This is a genomic window from Arsukibacterium sp. MJ3, assembly GCF_000987765.1.
Taxonomy (GTDB): Bacteria; Pseudomonadota; Gammaproteobacteria; order Enterobacterales; family Alteromonadaceae; genus Alishewanella.
Genome location: NZ_LAHP01000020.1, coordinates 11,411 through 25,720 on the forward strand (window position 1 = coordinate 11,411; position 14,310 = coordinate 25,720).

A 14,310-nucleotide genomic window follows, 5' to 3' on the forward strand; every position below is an offset into this window, starting at 1 on the left:
TTTTAGCGTTTAAACCCCCTATATTAGCGCCAGATTAATAATAAATGTAGGGTGTAAGAGTTTGCTGGCACGGCTAAAAACAAATTTTTATCTGGCAATGATAAGCCTGGTGGGCTTAATAATTACGATTTGCGTAACACCCTATGCGTTTTACCGCTTAGCTACCGGTAACGTTTGGGTGGGCGTGGCTGACCTGATTATGGTATTTGTTAGTATTAGTTGTGTTATTTTCGCCTGGCGTACCGGCAACACTAAGGCGCCCGGACAAGTGATGGCCATCGTATTTTGTGTTGGTGCTATTTTTGTTTGTATTAACTTAGGTGTTGATGGTTTATTTTGGGTTTACCCGTTTATCGTTTTTATCTTTTTTTTGGTATCGCCACTTAAAGCGTTGTTATTATTACTGGTTTCGGTATCGGTGTTAGTCGGTTATTCGATAGTATATCCCGGCCAAATTTTTTCTACTCCTTTTCAGTTAGTGTCTTTTACCGTTACCAGCGTGGTAACCAGTTTATTTGCTTATATGTTTGCTTATCGCACACTCACCCAGCGTGAGGCCTTAAAATTACTGGCTACCACTGACAGTTTAACGGGGGCCGCTAACCGGCGTACGCTGGATGAGGCCCTGGTAATGGCCATTACCCATAAACAGAAAACGGGTACGGAATTTGGCTTGATGTTATTAGATTTAGATTACTTTAAACAGGTAAATGACAATTATGGTCACAAAGCGGGTGATACGGTACTAATTGATCTGGTGCCGGTGCTAAAGCAAATGGTGCGGCAGCGTGATACGGTTTTCCGGTTTGGAGGTGAAGAGTTTGTGGTGTTATTAGCCGATCTTAAACAAACTGACTTACAAAAATTAGCCGAAAAAATTCGGCTTGCGGTAAACGAGCATCTAATTTTACCCGATGGTAAAAAACTGACTACCTCTATCGGCGTAGCGATATTACAACAAGATGAAAGCTGGGAAAGCTGGTTGCACCGGGCCGATATGGCGCTTTATCAGGCAAAGAACCAGGGCCGCAACCAAGTGGTTTGTGGCTAATCGCACCACTGCGCCTGCTGCAAATAAGGCTGTAATATTGGTGCCATACTATTCATTACCTGCAGTGGCAAAGCTGAGGTAAATCGGTATTGCCCGGCATCGGCGTCTGGTATGTAAGCCGTTAATACGCCAAAGTGCTGCTGTCCAAGGTAAAAGGCAAAAGTCGCGGTGCGGTTTAGCGCTTTAGAGCTGATTTGTTGTCCTTTTGCGTTCAGTTGTACCAGCCGGTTATCGCCAGTGCCAGTTTTGCCACCAATGATAAACTCTGCAATATGGTATGTTGATGTTAAGCGCCGACCAGTACCTGCTGTAACCACGTGTTGTAAGGCGTTTCTAACGGCGGTAGCAACCTCAGGGTCTAGTACTTGCACCGCTGGTGAGGCCTGGCGCACAAAGTGGGTTTGATAAGGCGTATTGCTGGCAAAGGTCAGCTGGTCAATACGGATACTGGGTAAGCGCTTGCCGTCGTTAATAATAATACCTATTAGTTCGGCCAAGGCGGCCGGTCGATCGCCAGAGCTGCCAAGCGCCGTAGCCAATGACGGTACCAGGTAATCAAACGGGTAACCAAGGCGTTGCCACCGCTGGTGTAAATCCCAAAAGGCTTCAATTTCCAGCATATTGCGGATGCGATTGTCGCGGGCACTGCGAAAGCGGGTTTTAAACAACCACTGATACACGTTCTGCCGGATATCGCTGCTGTCTGCTATGGCACTTTGCAGCGTGGCTGCTGTGCTTGTGTTTAAATACGACAGCAGCCATAATTCCAATGGATGGCTGCGGGATAAATAAGCGCGGTCGGTCAGGTTGAACGCATCGGGCTGATACTTTTTGTACAGTTTTAACCAGTCTTGGTTATCTGCCTCCCGGCCAGTAAACTGTTGCTGCATCAGTTCGGTAAACTGGGCTGGAGTACTGTTTGGCTGGATAGATAAATACGCTACCGCTAAGCGTTCCGGCGTCTGCTTGCTGCTGGCGATATAAAGTTGTAGCCGTTGCTCTGGCGTTTTATCTTTATATTTTTGCCAAAATCGGCGAATAAAAGTGCTGCCTTCTTTATCGGCAAAACGGCGTAAATACTGATCTCGCCGCGGATTAGTGTCATCAGCAAGCAGTTGATAACTACTATTTTCACCATGATAGATACTGTAATTAACCATATCTTGCAGCAAGCGAACAAACGGCAGATTTATTGACTGCTGTAGTGCTTCGGCTATCGTGGGGGTCATGACGTTGTCTTCTTTTCGAAAGTTATTAAAGGTGTGCAATCCGCCGCCGGTGTAAAAACTTTCTTTTGGATCCGCGCTATACTGGCGATTTAATGCCGCCTGCAGCATAGTGTCCAACCTGACACCGGGATTAGCGGTCAGGTAGCTAACAGACCAGCTGGTTAGATTGTCTTCTGCGGCTATAGCTAAAAACTGTAAGGAGTCGGCATCCTCTTCAGCATATAAACGATGCAGCTCGGCAATAATTTCCAAATAACTCACCAGCACCCGCAATTTCGCCGTTGAACCCAGCTCAAGTTTACTGGAGTCATTTAAATCAAATGGCTGGGTGGTATTGTCGGTTTGCACCCGAACTTTATTGCTGTTAGCGGTGCGTTGATACAGGGTAAAGCTGTATTTAACCTTACTTTGCTGGCCCGGTTGTAATAACTTATCGGCAAACAAGCCTGCTTGCTCTGCACCGCTAACGCTGGTTATTTGCCGTAAATGCCGGCTTACATCACGTTGTAGCTGATTATGTAATGTAGTTTGGCTGCTTAAATCCAGCCGATCTAACTGATACAAACTTTGCCCGAGCAAATGACTAAGCCGGGTGCGCACCATCGTTACTGCTTTAAAATCTTCGCCCAGTACCGCAGCGGGCGCCGCTTTGCCGTTAAAACGGAGTGGCTGCTGCATGGCTTTTTTGGCCAAGGCGGCGGGAATAATTCCCTGTTGCTGCATAACATTCAGGTGGCTATTACTTAGTTGTTCTAAATCGGCGCGGCCTTGTACTAAATAATAAGACGGGCGGCGCTGGGCAATAATCAGCGCCATTACCTGTTTTAATGCCAGGCCTTGTGCATCGCTATATGGGGCGTTTTGCCGCAGTAATTGGTTTACTTGTACCGGATCAGCGCCAAACCAGGCATACAAGCCTTCGCCCATGCCATTAACTTCGCCATAGCTTGCTGTGGCAGCTAAGGGCACCGTGTTAAGATAATTGAGCACAATCGTCTGCCGGCTTTGGCCGGTATCAACACCCTGTTGATACGCTTTGACGCTGGCAGAGACTATTTGGCGGAATTTTTCTACGATATCAGAAGTAAGACCTTGCGGGCTATGCCGGTATTTTTCCATTTGGGTTGCCAGGGTGCTACCACCGGCTGCGGCTGCCGGGATACCAACTGCGCGCTGCAGTTGCGACCAGATTGCAGCAGCCAGGCGCGGTAAATTTAGTACCGGATTAGCCTTAATATGCTGCGGTGATAACAAGCTTCGGTCTTCAACAAACAGCAAGCTTTGAATAATTAGTGGCGCCACATTATATAAATGGTCGTACTGCATTGCTGGTGCCTGGGTGCTATACAGGGGTTGCAGCTGGCAGCCGGTAATGCTTAGCCCAGCACTGCTTTTCTCTTGGTAGGGCGGGGTAAAACCATAGCCGGTGTAGCGTTGCAGACTATCAGAAAACTGACTTTGCTGACTAATAGCAAAGCCAGCACCTGGCAAGGTATTGCTCCAGTTGGCTAACTGGCTGTAACCGAAGCGTTGATCAAAAGGGCCTGTTGCCGGGAAAGTAATCTGGCTGGCGGCGCCTTGTTGTACTTTATAAGTAAGTTTATTGGCATACCAGTGCCAAAAGGTTGACTGATAATAGTGGTTTCGGCTTTCCTGATAGGCTGCTAATACCAGTGACAGTATCAGCAGTAGTAACAACCAGGGTAAATAACGCACCGCGGGTGGTGCTGGGGCAACGTAAGCCGCTTCACGTACATTCTCAAACGTCATGCGCTTTACCAGCGGCTTGGGGCCGAGTGTCGGCTCAGTTCTGGGCTGGTTGCTGTGCTGTTGGCTCATACTAAACTACTTAGTTTCCTGCTTTTTCGCGCGACAATTTATCTGCCCGTAATGCCCGATTGGCATCATCAGTAACATGCCAGCCTTGCAGGTTATCTTTTATTAGCTGGTACAGGGCATTAATGTGCTGTGGTCGGTTATTCAGTGCAGTAATATACTGGTACTGCTCGCCACCGGCGTGCATAAAATACTCGCGATTTTCTTCGCCAATCTCTTCAATAGTTTCCAGACAGTCTGCCGCAAAACCCGGACAAAATACCTGCACCGATTTTACGCCCTGAGCAGGCAGCGCTTTTAATGTTTCATCAGTATAGGGTTTTAACCATTCTTCGCGGCCGAACCGCGATTGAAACGTGGTCATGTACTGATCTTTATTCAGCTGTAACGCTTCTGCAATTAGCCGTGAGCTTTTGTAGCACTCACAATGATAGGGATCGCCATTAAGTAAATAACGCTTGGGAATGCCATGATAAGAGAACATTAGCTTGTCAGCGCGGCCATGTTCAGCCCAATGTGCTTTAATACGCTCGACGCAGGCGTTGATGTAGCCGGCATCATCATGATAATGCGAGATAAACCGTAAATCGGGTAACCAGCGGCGCTGGCTAAAATCTTTTGCCAGTTCATCAAAGGTAGAGCCTGAAGTGGCCGCAGAATATTGAGGGTATAACGGCAGTACCAGAATTTTACGCACACCTTTGGCAAACATGTTATCCAGCACCGAGGCAAATGACGGGTTGCCATAACGCATAGCAAAGTCTACGACTACATCAGTGTTGCCATCGTCAGCAAACGCTTTGGCAATAGCCTCAGCCTGCTGGCGGGTATGAAACAACAGCGGTGAGCCTTGCTCGGTAAATACCGTGGCATAGGCTTTGGCTGAGCGGCGTGGCCGAATTTGCAAAATAATGCCATTTAAAATAAACCACCAGAGTAAGCGCGGTACTTCAACTACCCTTGGATCGGATAAAAACTGTTTTAGATAGCGTTTTAAGGCTTTGGGCGTTGGGGCGTCTGGGGTGCCCAGATTAGTTAATAGCACGCCAATTTTATCAGAGGTGTTGTGCTGGTAGTCGGGAGTATTAATAAATGCCATAGCCGTCACTTCATTAAGCCAGAATAAACAGCCAGACTTTACGCTGCCGGCTATTGTTTGGTTTAGTTAACAATATGCAATGGTAACAGTTTCAAGCGCTCAACAGTAACTAAACAGTAACTAAAAGTGCCGTGCCTTTGCTGAGTTGCTGGTAAAACAATCATTATGCCAGTAAGCTTTTGTATTATGACTTAATGACTATGTTGAATAAAAAATGCAACGTAACCCGTCGGGTAAAGGCACTATGCTGCTGGCCTATATTATCGCCGTTATAGTGGCGGCAGTGCTAAGTAGTATTACTCAAAGCCTGTTTAATTTAGCGGCCATAGCGGCTTTAGTTGAACAATTACCGCTGCGTGACTGGCTGTATACCATCTGGTTTGATCTTGGCTCTTTTACCCCCACTATGTTAGTTATTATGACGCCGTTATTGCTACTTGCTTTACTGGCAAGCCGCTTGTTGCAAAGTATTATTAAACTGCCCCGTTATTGGCTGGCAACCATTTTTAGTGCATTGGGTTTCTTGGTAGCCTTATTGGCTATTAACACCCTAGCGCCGATGCCAACCTTAATTGCGGCTAGTCGCAGCCTGGGTGGAAGTGTTGCATTAGCACTGTGTGCAGCGGCAGGCGCCGCCCTGTACGTTTGGTTAACCAGCAGTGGCAAGTTAACCAATAACCATAAGGTCTGAAATGAAAAAACGATTATCCGGTTGTTTGTTGGTGTTACTGGCTTCGGTTAAGCTGTTGGCGGCACCTTATCAGGTACAGACAGTAGCTGAAAATCTTAATTACCCCTGGTCGCTGGCGTTTATGCCTGACGGCAGTTATCTGCTGACTGAGCGCACCGGTAAGTTGAAACAGGTCGGTGCAACGGGCGAGCAATTGGCAGCGGTTACCGCCGCTTTACCCGAGCTTTACATTGGCGCGCAAGGAGGCTTACTAGAGGTGCTATTACCGGCTGCCTTTGAGCAAAATCAGCAGATATTGTTAAGTTATGTCTGTGGTGATGCCAAAGCCAATACCGTTTGCCTGGCGTCAGCACGTTGGCAGCAGCAACAACTAAGTGATATTCAGCAGATATTTAAAGCCAAACCATACCGTCAGGGGGCGGCGCATTACGGTGGGCGAATGTTGCAATTGCCCGATGCCAGTATTGTATTAACGCTTGGTGATGGCTTTGATTATCGTGAGCAGGCGCAAAACCCGGCTAATCATCTGGGAAAAATTATCAGATTAAATATTGATGGCAGTGTGCCGGCTGATAATCCTTTTGTGGCTAAAGATGGTTATGCTGCCGAGATTTTCAGCCTTGGTCATCGTAATGTGCAAGGCATTGTATTTGATCAGCGTAATAAATTGCTTTACAGCCATGAACATGGCCCGCGTGGCGGTGATGAGTTAAATATTATTCGGGCCGGTGGTAATTACGGCTGGCCGGTGGCGACCCAGGGTATTGATTATACCGGTGCCAGAGTGTCGCCCTTTCGGCAGTACCCTGGCATGATTACCGCAATCTGGCATTGGAGCCCCTCTATTGCGCCGGCGGGTATGACCTTGTACCAGGGCGAGTTATTTCCTGCCTGGCAGGGCAACTTGTTTATTACCGCGCTGGCTGGGAAAGCGCTGCACCGGCTACAAATGGTCAATGGCCAAGTGGTGGCAGAGCAGCGGCTATTAACGGAGCTTAACAGCCGATTGCGCGATGTACGCACCGGGCCTGACGGTGCGTTATACCTGTTAACCGATAGTGCCAATGGTCAGTTGCTGCGCCTGGTACCGCAATAATCGGGCTTAGTGCTGATGGCCGCCTTCACCATGAGCATGGCCATGGGCAACTTCTTCGGCGCTGGCTTGGCGTACCTGTAGTATTTCAACGTTAAAGGTCAGTGTTTTACCGGCTAAAGGATGGTTAATATCAATATCGGCTTTAAACATGCCCACTTTTACAATTGTAACCTGGCGCTGCCCTTCTTCAGTTTGGATCCAGGCTTTCATACCGGGTTGCCATTTTTTTGCACCGTGTAAATGTTTTACCTGAATACTCTGGACGGCATTTTGTTGTAGCTCGCCATAGGCATCCTCTGGTGCCAGAGTAAGCTCAAGCTTGTCACCGGCGGCTTTACCTTCTAAAGCGGCTTCTAGCTTTGGCAGCATTTGCTCTTGACCATGCATGTACAATAACGGTTTATTGCCGGCTGAGCTTTCCAGCTCGCCGGTTTCGTCACTTAGCGTGTAATGGAATTGCACAACGGCATTATTGCTGATGTTCATAGGTTAATTCTTTTGATGGCTGGAATAAGCGCAATAGTATAACGAATAGCGGTTTAAAACCGAAGTAGGCTATTGAAATTATCCCCCGCTGTTCAACAGAGGGGGATAGGAGGCATTAACTGGCGGCCTTCATCTGCCCAATAAAGGTTTTTAATTCAGTTAACAATGTAGCGGGCTGTTGTAAATTACTTTCCAGAATTTTCACAATGGCAGAGCCACAAATAGCACCTGCGGCGCCACTGGCTATGGCGTCTGCTACCTGTGCCGGGGTTGAGATACCAAAACCGAGTAGCGGTGGCGCCGGGTTGTAGGCTCGAATGCGGGAGATTAGCTCGGCGGTCGGCATAGCGGCTTTTGTTTCAGCACCGGTTACGCCGGCACGACTAAGCAAGTAAGTATAACCGCGACCATAAGAGGCAATGGCGCGTAAGTCATCATCATCTACATTTGGTGGCACAATATAAATAGGTGCAATATCGTGCGCCATGGCCACTTCACGAAACATTTTACTTTCATGTAACGGCACATCGGCAATTAATACGGAATCAATACCGGCGGCAGCGGCTTTGCTATAAAAGCTTTCTAGGCCCCTAGCCATAACGATATTGGAGTAAACCAATAAACCAATTGGTATATCAGCATTATAATGACGAATTTTCCGGATGATCTCAAAACTGATAGCGGGTGTAACGCCGGCGGCCAAGGCCCGGATATTGGCATTTTGAATAGTAGGGCCGTCGGCAATTGGATCAGAAAACGGGATCCCCAGTTCTAGTGCATCGGCACCGCCATCAATCAGTGTTTTAATAATCTCAAATGATAACTCAGGATCCGGATCGCCCACAGTAACAAAAGGGACAAAGGCGCCACGTTTTTCCTCTGCCAGCCGGGCAAACATTTGTTGATAACGTTTCATTAATGGGCTCCATTGGGGGTGTTGTTAGCGCTGGTTGCTGCAGCTTGCTGCTCCAGAATGCTATGCACATGACTTAAGTCTTTATCACCACGGCCTGATAAATTTACCAGCAATACCATGGGTTCAGTGGCTGCGGCTGCCATTTTTAAGGCATGAGCCAGTGCGTGTGAGCTTTCCAGTGCCGGGATAATACCTTCTGCCATAGCCAGATGTTGAAAAGCGGCTAAGGCTTCATCATCGTTTATTGCCACATATTCAGCGCGGCCAATTTGTTGTAAATGAGTATGTTGTGGACCTACCGCCGGATAATCAAGGCCGGCTGATACCGAATAAGACTCTTCAATCTGGCCATCACTGGTTTGCATAATGGCCGTATAGGCACCATGTAAAATACCATAGCTGCCGGTACTTAGTGCAGCACCATGCTGATGCGTAGTAATGCCCTTACCACCGGGTTCAACGCCAATCAGCCGCACGCCCTCTTCTTTAATAAAGTCAGCGAAAATACCAATGGCGTTAGAACCGCCACCAACACAAGCAATAATAGCATCGGGCAGCTTGCCTTCCGCTTTTAATATTTGCTGCTTAGACTCTTCGCCAATCATTTTCTGAAATTCGCGCACGATAGTCGGAAACGGGTGCGGCCCGGCAGCTGTGCCTAACATGTAATGGCTGGTGTCGTAGCTGCCAGACCAGTCTCGCATGGCTTCATTTACCGCGTCTTTTAAGGTGCCAGAGCCGGCAGTAACCGGTATCACGGTGGCGCCCATTAATTTCATTCGGAACACATTTGGTTGCTGGCGCTCAATGTCTTTTGCGCCCATGTAGATACGGCACTTTAAGCCGAGCAGAGCGCAGGCAAGGGCAGTGGCCACACCATGCTGGCCGGCGCCGGTTTCTGCGATCACTTCTTTTTTGCCCATGCGTTTAGTGAGCAAGGCCTGTCCCAGCACCTGATTAGTTTTATGGGCACCACCGTGCAGTAAATCTTCCCGCTTCATATAAATTTTCACCAGCGGATTAGGCGATAAATTACGGCATAGGGTCAGCGGGGTCGGCCGGCCGGCATATTCCGTTAATAAATGCTGAAATTCAGCATCAAAGGCCGGGTCTTGCAACGCATCAACAAACGCTTGCTCCAATTGCTTTAACGCCGGTACCAACAGTTGCGGTACAAACATGCCACCGTACTGGCCAAAATAAGGGTTAAGTTTAAGCTCGCTCATAATGCAACTCTCTGCTCTATTGGTGAAACGCTCTGATAATCAAACGCTTTGATAACGGCAAATGCCGTTTGTATTTTACTCTTGTCTTTAATACCTGGCGCACTCTCCAGCCCTGAATTCATATCAAGGCCAGCAACCTGCAGCTGCAATGCCTGGCTCAGGTTATCAAGGGTAAGGCCACCGGCTAACATTATCGGCAACGTGGTTAACCCGGTCAGCGGTTGCTGTAGCAATTGCCAATTAAACACCTGGCCGCTACCACCGTGCGCGCCGGGATGATACGCATCAAGCAGCAACCTATCTGCCAGTTGGGTAAAGGCAGGTAACTGCTCGGCCACCCGGTACGCTTTCCAAATTTCACAACTGGCGGGCAGTGCGGCTCTTAGCGCCACAATATCTGCATCGCTTTCATTACCGTGTAATTGCACCGCACTCAGTTTTAGCTGACGGGCAATGTTAATAATATCGTGCTGCGGTGCATCTACAAACACCCCAACAAAATGCAGTGGCGCAGCACTCACTAACTGACTGGCCACTTCAATACTGACACAACGCGGCGATGCCGGCGCAAAAATTAAACCACCAAAATAGGCACCGGCCTGGTAGGCGGCTGTTACATCGGCAGCACGGGTAAGACCACAAATTTTATGCTCACCAATAATTAATCGGCGGGCGGCTGCAGCTAAATCCGCCTGCGCCATTAATGAACTACCCACTAAAAAGGCCTTAGCCACTTTTTGTAAGTCTCTTACTTGCTGATTATGATAAATACCTGATTCTGATACCACGGTAATGCCATCTGGGATCAACTTACTGAGCACAAAGCTGGTATTTAAATCAGTGCTGAGATCGCGCAGGTCACGATTATTAATACCTATCAATTGGGCGCCCAGCACAACGGCTCGTCGGGTTTCGCTGTCATTACTCACTTCTGTCAGCACGGTCATATTAAGTTTTTGCGCGACGCCAGCCAGTTGCTGATAAGCCTCGTCGGTTAATACCGACAACATCAGTAAAACGGCATCAGCACCGTGTAACCGGCCCAGGTAAATTTGATAGGGGTCAATAATAAAATCTTTATGCAATAAAGGCTTATCACTTAGTTGACGCATCTGAGCCAGGTACTGATAACTGCCCTGAAAAAACTGCTGATCGGTTAACACCGAAATGCAATCAGCGTACTGATTGTACACTTGACTAATTTCTGATAAATCGAAATGTTGCCTAATCAGTCCTTTTGACGGTGAGGCTTTTTTGCATTCAAGAATAAAGCGGCTGCCCGGCAATTGCAGTGCCGCTAAAAAATTGCGGCTACTGGGTTTAAGCTGACCAATAAACTGTTGTAATGGTGTCTCAAGTTGCAGTGCTGCAACTTCTGCTGTTTTATGCTGGATAATGGTAGCCAGCACGCCGGTTAAGTCATTGACCATGATTTATTTCCTCGTTACCCAAGTTCTGGTTACTAAGCAGCTTAAAGTGTTGTAATGTTTGCATCGCTTTACCACTGGCTAAACATGCCAATACCGCTTGGGTATTACTGATTAGATTGTCACCCTTACCGGCAATTTTTAACATGGCGGCGACATTCATTGCCACCGCATGGTTATGCGCTGGCTGCCCGCTACCTTGTAAAATGGCCAAAGTAGCAGCGGCATTATCGGCAGGCGTGCCGCCAGCTAGGCTACTAAGTGGTTGCATGCGTAGTCCAAAATCTTCTGGGGAAAGGCTAAATTCAGTCAATTGCCCTTGTTTTAACTGGCAAACATAGGTTGTGCCATGCAAGGCAATTTCATCACATCCGCTGCCATGTACTACCCAGGCCGCTTTTGTACCAAGTTGTTGCAGTGCTTCTGCCATTATTTTGCATAGTGCGGGATCATACACGCCTAACAGCTGGAAATCAGGTGCTGCCGGGTTAACCAGCGGCCCAAGCAAGTTAAATAACGTGCGGCTTTTCAGCGCCTGGCGCACCGGCATCGCGTGTTTAATACCGGCATGGTACAGCGGCGCAAATAAAAAGCTGCAGTGGCTTTGTTGCAAACAATGGGCAGCTTGTGCCGGTGACTGTTGAATATTCACCCCTAATTGCTCTAGTAAATCGGCTGAGCCAGAACTGGATGAGACACTTCGATTGCCATGTTTTACCACCGGCAAACCCATGCTGGCGCCTACAATAGCCGCTGTGGTTGAAATGTTAATGGTATTACTGCCGTCACCACCGGTGCCGCAACAATCAATACTACCAGTAATTTTTAACGGGAAAGGCAGAGCTGCCTGACGCAGCGCCGCTGCCGCACCGGCAATTTCATCTGCGGTTTCGCCGCGCATTTTAAGCGCTACTAATAAGGCACTTAGTAATACGGGTTCTACCACACCGGTAACCACAGCCGTAAAAAAGTGGGCACTTTGCTCGCGACTTAATGGTTTGCCGCTAAGTACCTGTTGCAGCTGAGCCTGAACAGTAGTCATGCGTCACTCCTTAATAAATAGCGGATACTTTGTTCAAGTAATGGCTTACCCAGCGTAGTTAAAATAGACTCAGGATGAAACTGAAAGCCCAACATGCGCTGCTGTTCATGAATGATGGCCATCGGAATATGTCTGTCTGCGGCAATGCAGGTTAATGCATTTGGTAGCTCAGTGGCCATTAATGAATGGTAGCGTGCTACCGGAAACGGATTGGGTAGGCCAGCAAATACGCTATGCTTTTGTAAGGTAATATTGGCAGTTTTGCCGTGCACTGTTTCACCGGCGCGGCCAACACTACCCCCATAGTGCTCAGTAATGGCCTGATGACCCAAGCAAATACCCAGCACCGGGTAGTGGCCTGCCGCCAGGCGCAGTAATTCAGGCATCGAACCGGCATTGGCTGGTGCCCCTGGCCCTGGGGATAACACCAGCAGTACCGGGCCGGTTTCTTGTTGCATTTTTTGGTAAATATAATCGGCTGGCACAGTATTACGATACAGCTTTAGCGCATACCCTAACTGGGCAAACTCATCCACCAGGTTGTAGGTAAACGAGTCGATATTGTCTAATAAATACAGGGTAGTCATACTCTTCCTTATTTAGCCTGCTAGTGGCCGGCAGCCATAATGGCGCTAATTACGGCTTGCGCTTTATTACGGGTTTCATCGGTTTCTAGCTGTGCAACTGAATCAAAAACCACCCCGGCACCCGCCTGAATGTAAGCGGTATTATTTGCTACATAGGCCGAGCGGATAACAATGCAGCTGTCAAAATCACCGTTACCGGTTAAATACCCGACCGCGCCACCGTAACTGCCACGGCGCTGGCCTTCTACCTGACGAATAAGTTCAGCCGCTTTTACTTTTGGTGCGCCGACTAGCGTACCCATATTCATACAAGCCTGATAGGCGTGTAATGCATCCAGCTCAGGTTTTAAGGTGCCAATAACTCGCGATACCAGATGCATGACATAAGAATATCTATCTACTTTTAACAGCTCTTTCACATAACGACTGCCGGCAACACTGATCCTGGCGACGTCGTTTCGGGCCAAATCGACCAGCATTAAGTGTTCGGCTTTCTCTTTTTCATCTTGGCGTAATTCAAGCTCGATACGGCTGTCCAGATCGTGGTCGATACCACCGTCTTTATTAAAGCCACGGCGGCGGGTGCCGGCTATCGGGTATATTTCAACCTGGCGGTCGCTGGCGTTAAATTTCAGTGCAGACTCAGGCGAGGCGCCAAACAAAACAAAAGCCGGATCTTTTAAATAAAACATATAAGGGCTGGGGTTTAGCTGCTTAAGTTTGGCATAAGCGGCCAGCGGGTTAGGACAAGGCAGGCTAAAACAGCGCGACGGCACCACCTGAAACACATCACCACTAATTATATGCTCTTTTAAAGCGTCAACCTGCTGGCTAAATGCTGCATCGCTAATATCTACCTGCAAACTAATATTACTGCCTTGCTGACCAGCCGCTAATGGCGTTACTGCGGTTAAACGTTGCTTTAATTGCTCTAGCCGCTTGCCAATAACAAAATAGGTGGCGGGGGCCTGCTCACCACAAAACACATTGCCGATAAGCTGGCTCTGTTGCCGTTGATGGTCGAGCACCAATACCGTTTCAGCCAGATAAAACAAATAATCCGGGCATTGATTGGCACCATCCGGTACTTCTGGCAGTTGTTCAACATTGGCAACCATGTCATAACCAATTACCCCGGCCAGCATAATAGCAAAGTCTTCTTTGCTGTGGCTGCTCAGTTGATGCTGAATAATGCGCAGCACCGAAAAGGGATTCGGCTGCACTAAACGGCTAACTTCATCGAGCAGCGGGTCAGGTTTACTGAAACTAAGCTGCAGGCTATTCTCGGTTTGTGTCACCTTAGCAATGGTGGCTAGCTTACCGGCTAAAAAGGGCAGTAAGGTGGCACCATTTTGGCTTTGTGCTTTCACCGTTACCTGCATACCATTACATTCAATACGTAGTGCCGCATCAATCAGCATCAGGCTTTTTAAGTTATCTTTGCTGTCAATTTCGGCTGATTCCAATAACACCGCACCAAGGCTGTCGGCGCTTAAGCTAACAAAACTGGCCAACGCATCGGTATGATAGGCCACCGGCATATTAATACTGGCGACTTCGCCTTGTTGGTCGGTAATATGACTAAAAATCATAATGTTAATCTCTTAAAAAGAAAAAACCCGCT

Annotated in this window: 12 protein-coding genes; 3 read left to right on the plus strand and 9 right to left on the minus strand. The window is 48.1% G+C overall.

The annotated features are described in order from the left end of the window. The first annotated feature begins 61 nt into the window (after positions 1 to 61). Positions 62 to 1,051, plus strand: coding sequence for a GGDEF domain-containing protein (locus VT06_RS13655; RefSeq protein ID WP_046554881.1), 990 nt, complete (start codon positions 62 to 64; stop codon positions 1,049 to 1,051). Here VT06_RS13655 and VT06_RS13660 read toward each other — a convergent pair. Both VT06_RS13660 and hemH read right to left on the minus strand, forming a co-directional pair. Then, positions 1,048 to 4,119 carry a transglycosylase domain-containing protein gene (locus VT06_RS13660; RefSeq protein WP_046554882.1) on the minus strand — a complete coding sequence of 1,024 codons (3,072 nt, stop codon included), beginning with the start codon at positions 4,117 to 4,119 and terminating at the stop codon, positions 1,048 to 1,050. The two genes, VT06_RS13655 and VT06_RS13660, sit on opposite strands and share 4 nt — an antisense overlap. A 10-nt stretch (positions 4,120 to 4,129) precedes the next feature. Continuing rightward, positions 4,130 to 5,215: a ferrochelatase gene (hemH, locus tag VT06_RS13665; protein WP_046554923.1), complete on the minus strand. Its 1,086-nt coding sequence runs from the start codon at positions 5,213 to 5,215 to the stop codon at positions 4,130 to 4,132. A gap of 214 nt (positions 5,216 to 5,429) precedes the next feature. Here hemH and VT06_RS13670 point away from each other — a divergent pair, with 214 nt between their 5' ends. Both VT06_RS13670 and VT06_RS13675 read left to right on the plus strand, forming a co-directional pair. After that, positions 5,430 to 5,906: a hypothetical protein gene (locus VT06_RS13670; protein ID WP_046554883.1), complete on the plus strand. Its 477-nt coding sequence runs from the start codon at positions 5,430 to 5,432 to the stop codon at positions 5,904 to 5,906. 1 nt (position 5,907) lies between these two features. Further along, positions 5,908 to 7,002: a PQQ-dependent sugar dehydrogenase gene (locus VT06_RS13675; protein WP_046554884.1), complete on the plus strand. Its 1,095-nt coding sequence runs from the start codon at positions 5,908 to 5,910 to the stop codon at positions 7,000 to 7,002. Between the two features lie 6 nt (positions 7,003 to 7,008). Here the strand turns inward: VT06_RS13675 and VT06_RS13680 are convergent, their stop codons facing one another. The 7 genes from VT06_RS13680 to VT06_RS13710 form a co-directional block, all read right to left on the minus strand. Then, positions 7,009 to 7,488: a peptidylprolyl isomerase gene (locus VT06_RS13680; RefSeq protein WP_046554885.1), complete on the minus strand. Its 480-nt coding sequence runs from the start codon at positions 7,486 to 7,488 to the stop codon at positions 7,009 to 7,011. Positions 7,489 to 7,603: 115 nt separating this feature from the next. Continuing rightward, entirely contained in the window at positions 7,604 to 8,404 is an 801-nt protein-coding gene (gene trpA, locus VT06_RS13685) for a tryptophan synthase subunit alpha (RefSeq protein ID WP_046554886.1), read from the minus strand. Continuing rightward, positions 8,404 to 9,630, minus strand: coding sequence for a tryptophan synthase subunit beta (gene trpB / locus VT06_RS13690; RefSeq protein ID WP_046554887.1), 1,227 nt, complete (start codon positions 9,628 to 9,630; stop codon positions 8,404 to 8,406). The genes trpA and trpB overlap by 1 nt, the downstream gene beginning before the upstream one ends. Next, complete coding sequence (gene trpCF, locus VT06_RS13695; protein ID WP_046554888.1) at positions 9,627 to 11,060, minus strand: bifunctional indole-3-glycerol-phosphate synthase TrpC/phosphoribosylanthranilate isomerase TrpF; 1,434 nt, start codon at positions 11,058 to 11,060, stop codon at positions 9,627 to 9,629. The genes trpB and trpCF overlap by 4 nt, the downstream gene beginning before the upstream one ends. Continuing rightward, positions 11,050 to 12,099, minus strand: a complete 1,050-nt coding sequence (trpD, locus tag VT06_RS13700) for an anthranilate phosphoribosyltransferase (RefSeq protein WP_046554889.1) — start codon at positions 12,097 to 12,099, stop codon at positions 11,050 to 11,052. Before trpD ends, trpCF begins: the two co-directional genes overlap by 11 nt. Then, positions 12,096 to 12,686, minus strand: coding sequence for an aminodeoxychorismate/anthranilate synthase component II (locus VT06_RS13705; protein WP_200897989.1), 591 nt, complete (start codon positions 12,684 to 12,686; stop codon positions 12,096 to 12,098). The genes trpD and VT06_RS13705 overlap by 4 nt, the downstream gene beginning before the upstream one ends. 20 nt (positions 12,687 to 12,706) lie before the next feature. After that, positions 12,707 to 14,278, minus strand: a complete 1,572-nt coding sequence (locus VT06_RS13710; protein ID WP_046554891.1) for an anthranilate synthase component 1 — start codon at positions 14,276 to 14,278, stop codon at positions 12,707 to 12,709. Positions 14,279 to 14,310 lie beyond the last annotated feature (32 nt).

Bases quoted from the DNA above. Each gene is read 5' to 3' on its own strand.
- VT06_RS13660 (WP_046554882.1), bottom strand. From the start codon at position 4,119: ATGAGCCAACAGCACAGCAACCAGCCCAGAACTGAGCCGACACTCGGC.
- hemH (WP_046554923.1), bottom strand. From the start codon at position 5,215: ATGGCATTTATTAATACTCCCGACTACCAGCACAACACCTCTGATAAA.
- VT06_RS13670 (WP_046554883.1), top strand. From the start codon at position 5,430: ATGCAACGTAACCCGTCGGGTAAAGGCACTATGCTGCTGGCCTATATT.
- VT06_RS13675 (WP_046554884.1), top strand. From the start codon at position 5,908: ATGAAAAAACGATTATCCGGTTGTTTGTTGGTGTTACTGGCTTCGGTT.
- VT06_RS13680 (WP_046554885.1), bottom strand. From the start codon at position 7,488: ATGAACATCAGCAATAATGCCGTTGTGCAATTCCATTACACGCTAAGT.
- trpA (WP_046554886.1), bottom strand. From the start codon at position 8,404: ATGAAACGTTATCAACAAATGTTTGCCCGGCTGGCAGAGGAAAAACGT.
- trpB (WP_046554887.1), bottom strand. From the start codon at position 9,630: ATGAGCGAGCTTAAACTTAACCCTTATTTTGGCCAGTACGGTGGCATG.
- trpCF (WP_046554888.1), bottom strand. From the start codon at position 11,060: ATGGTCAATGACTTAACCGGCGTGCTGGCTACCATTATCCAGCATAAA.
- trpD (WP_046554889.1), bottom strand. From the start codon at position 12,099: ATGACTACTGTTCAGGCTCAGCTGCAACAGGTACTTAGCGGCAAACCA.
- VT06_RS13705 (WP_200897989.1), bottom strand. From the start codon at position 12,686: ATGACTACCCTGTATTTATTAGACAATATCGACTCGTTTACCTACAAC.
- VT06_RS13710 (WP_046554891.1), bottom strand. From the start codon at position 14,278: ATGATTTTTAGTCATATTACCGACCAACAAGGCGAAGTCGCCAGTATT.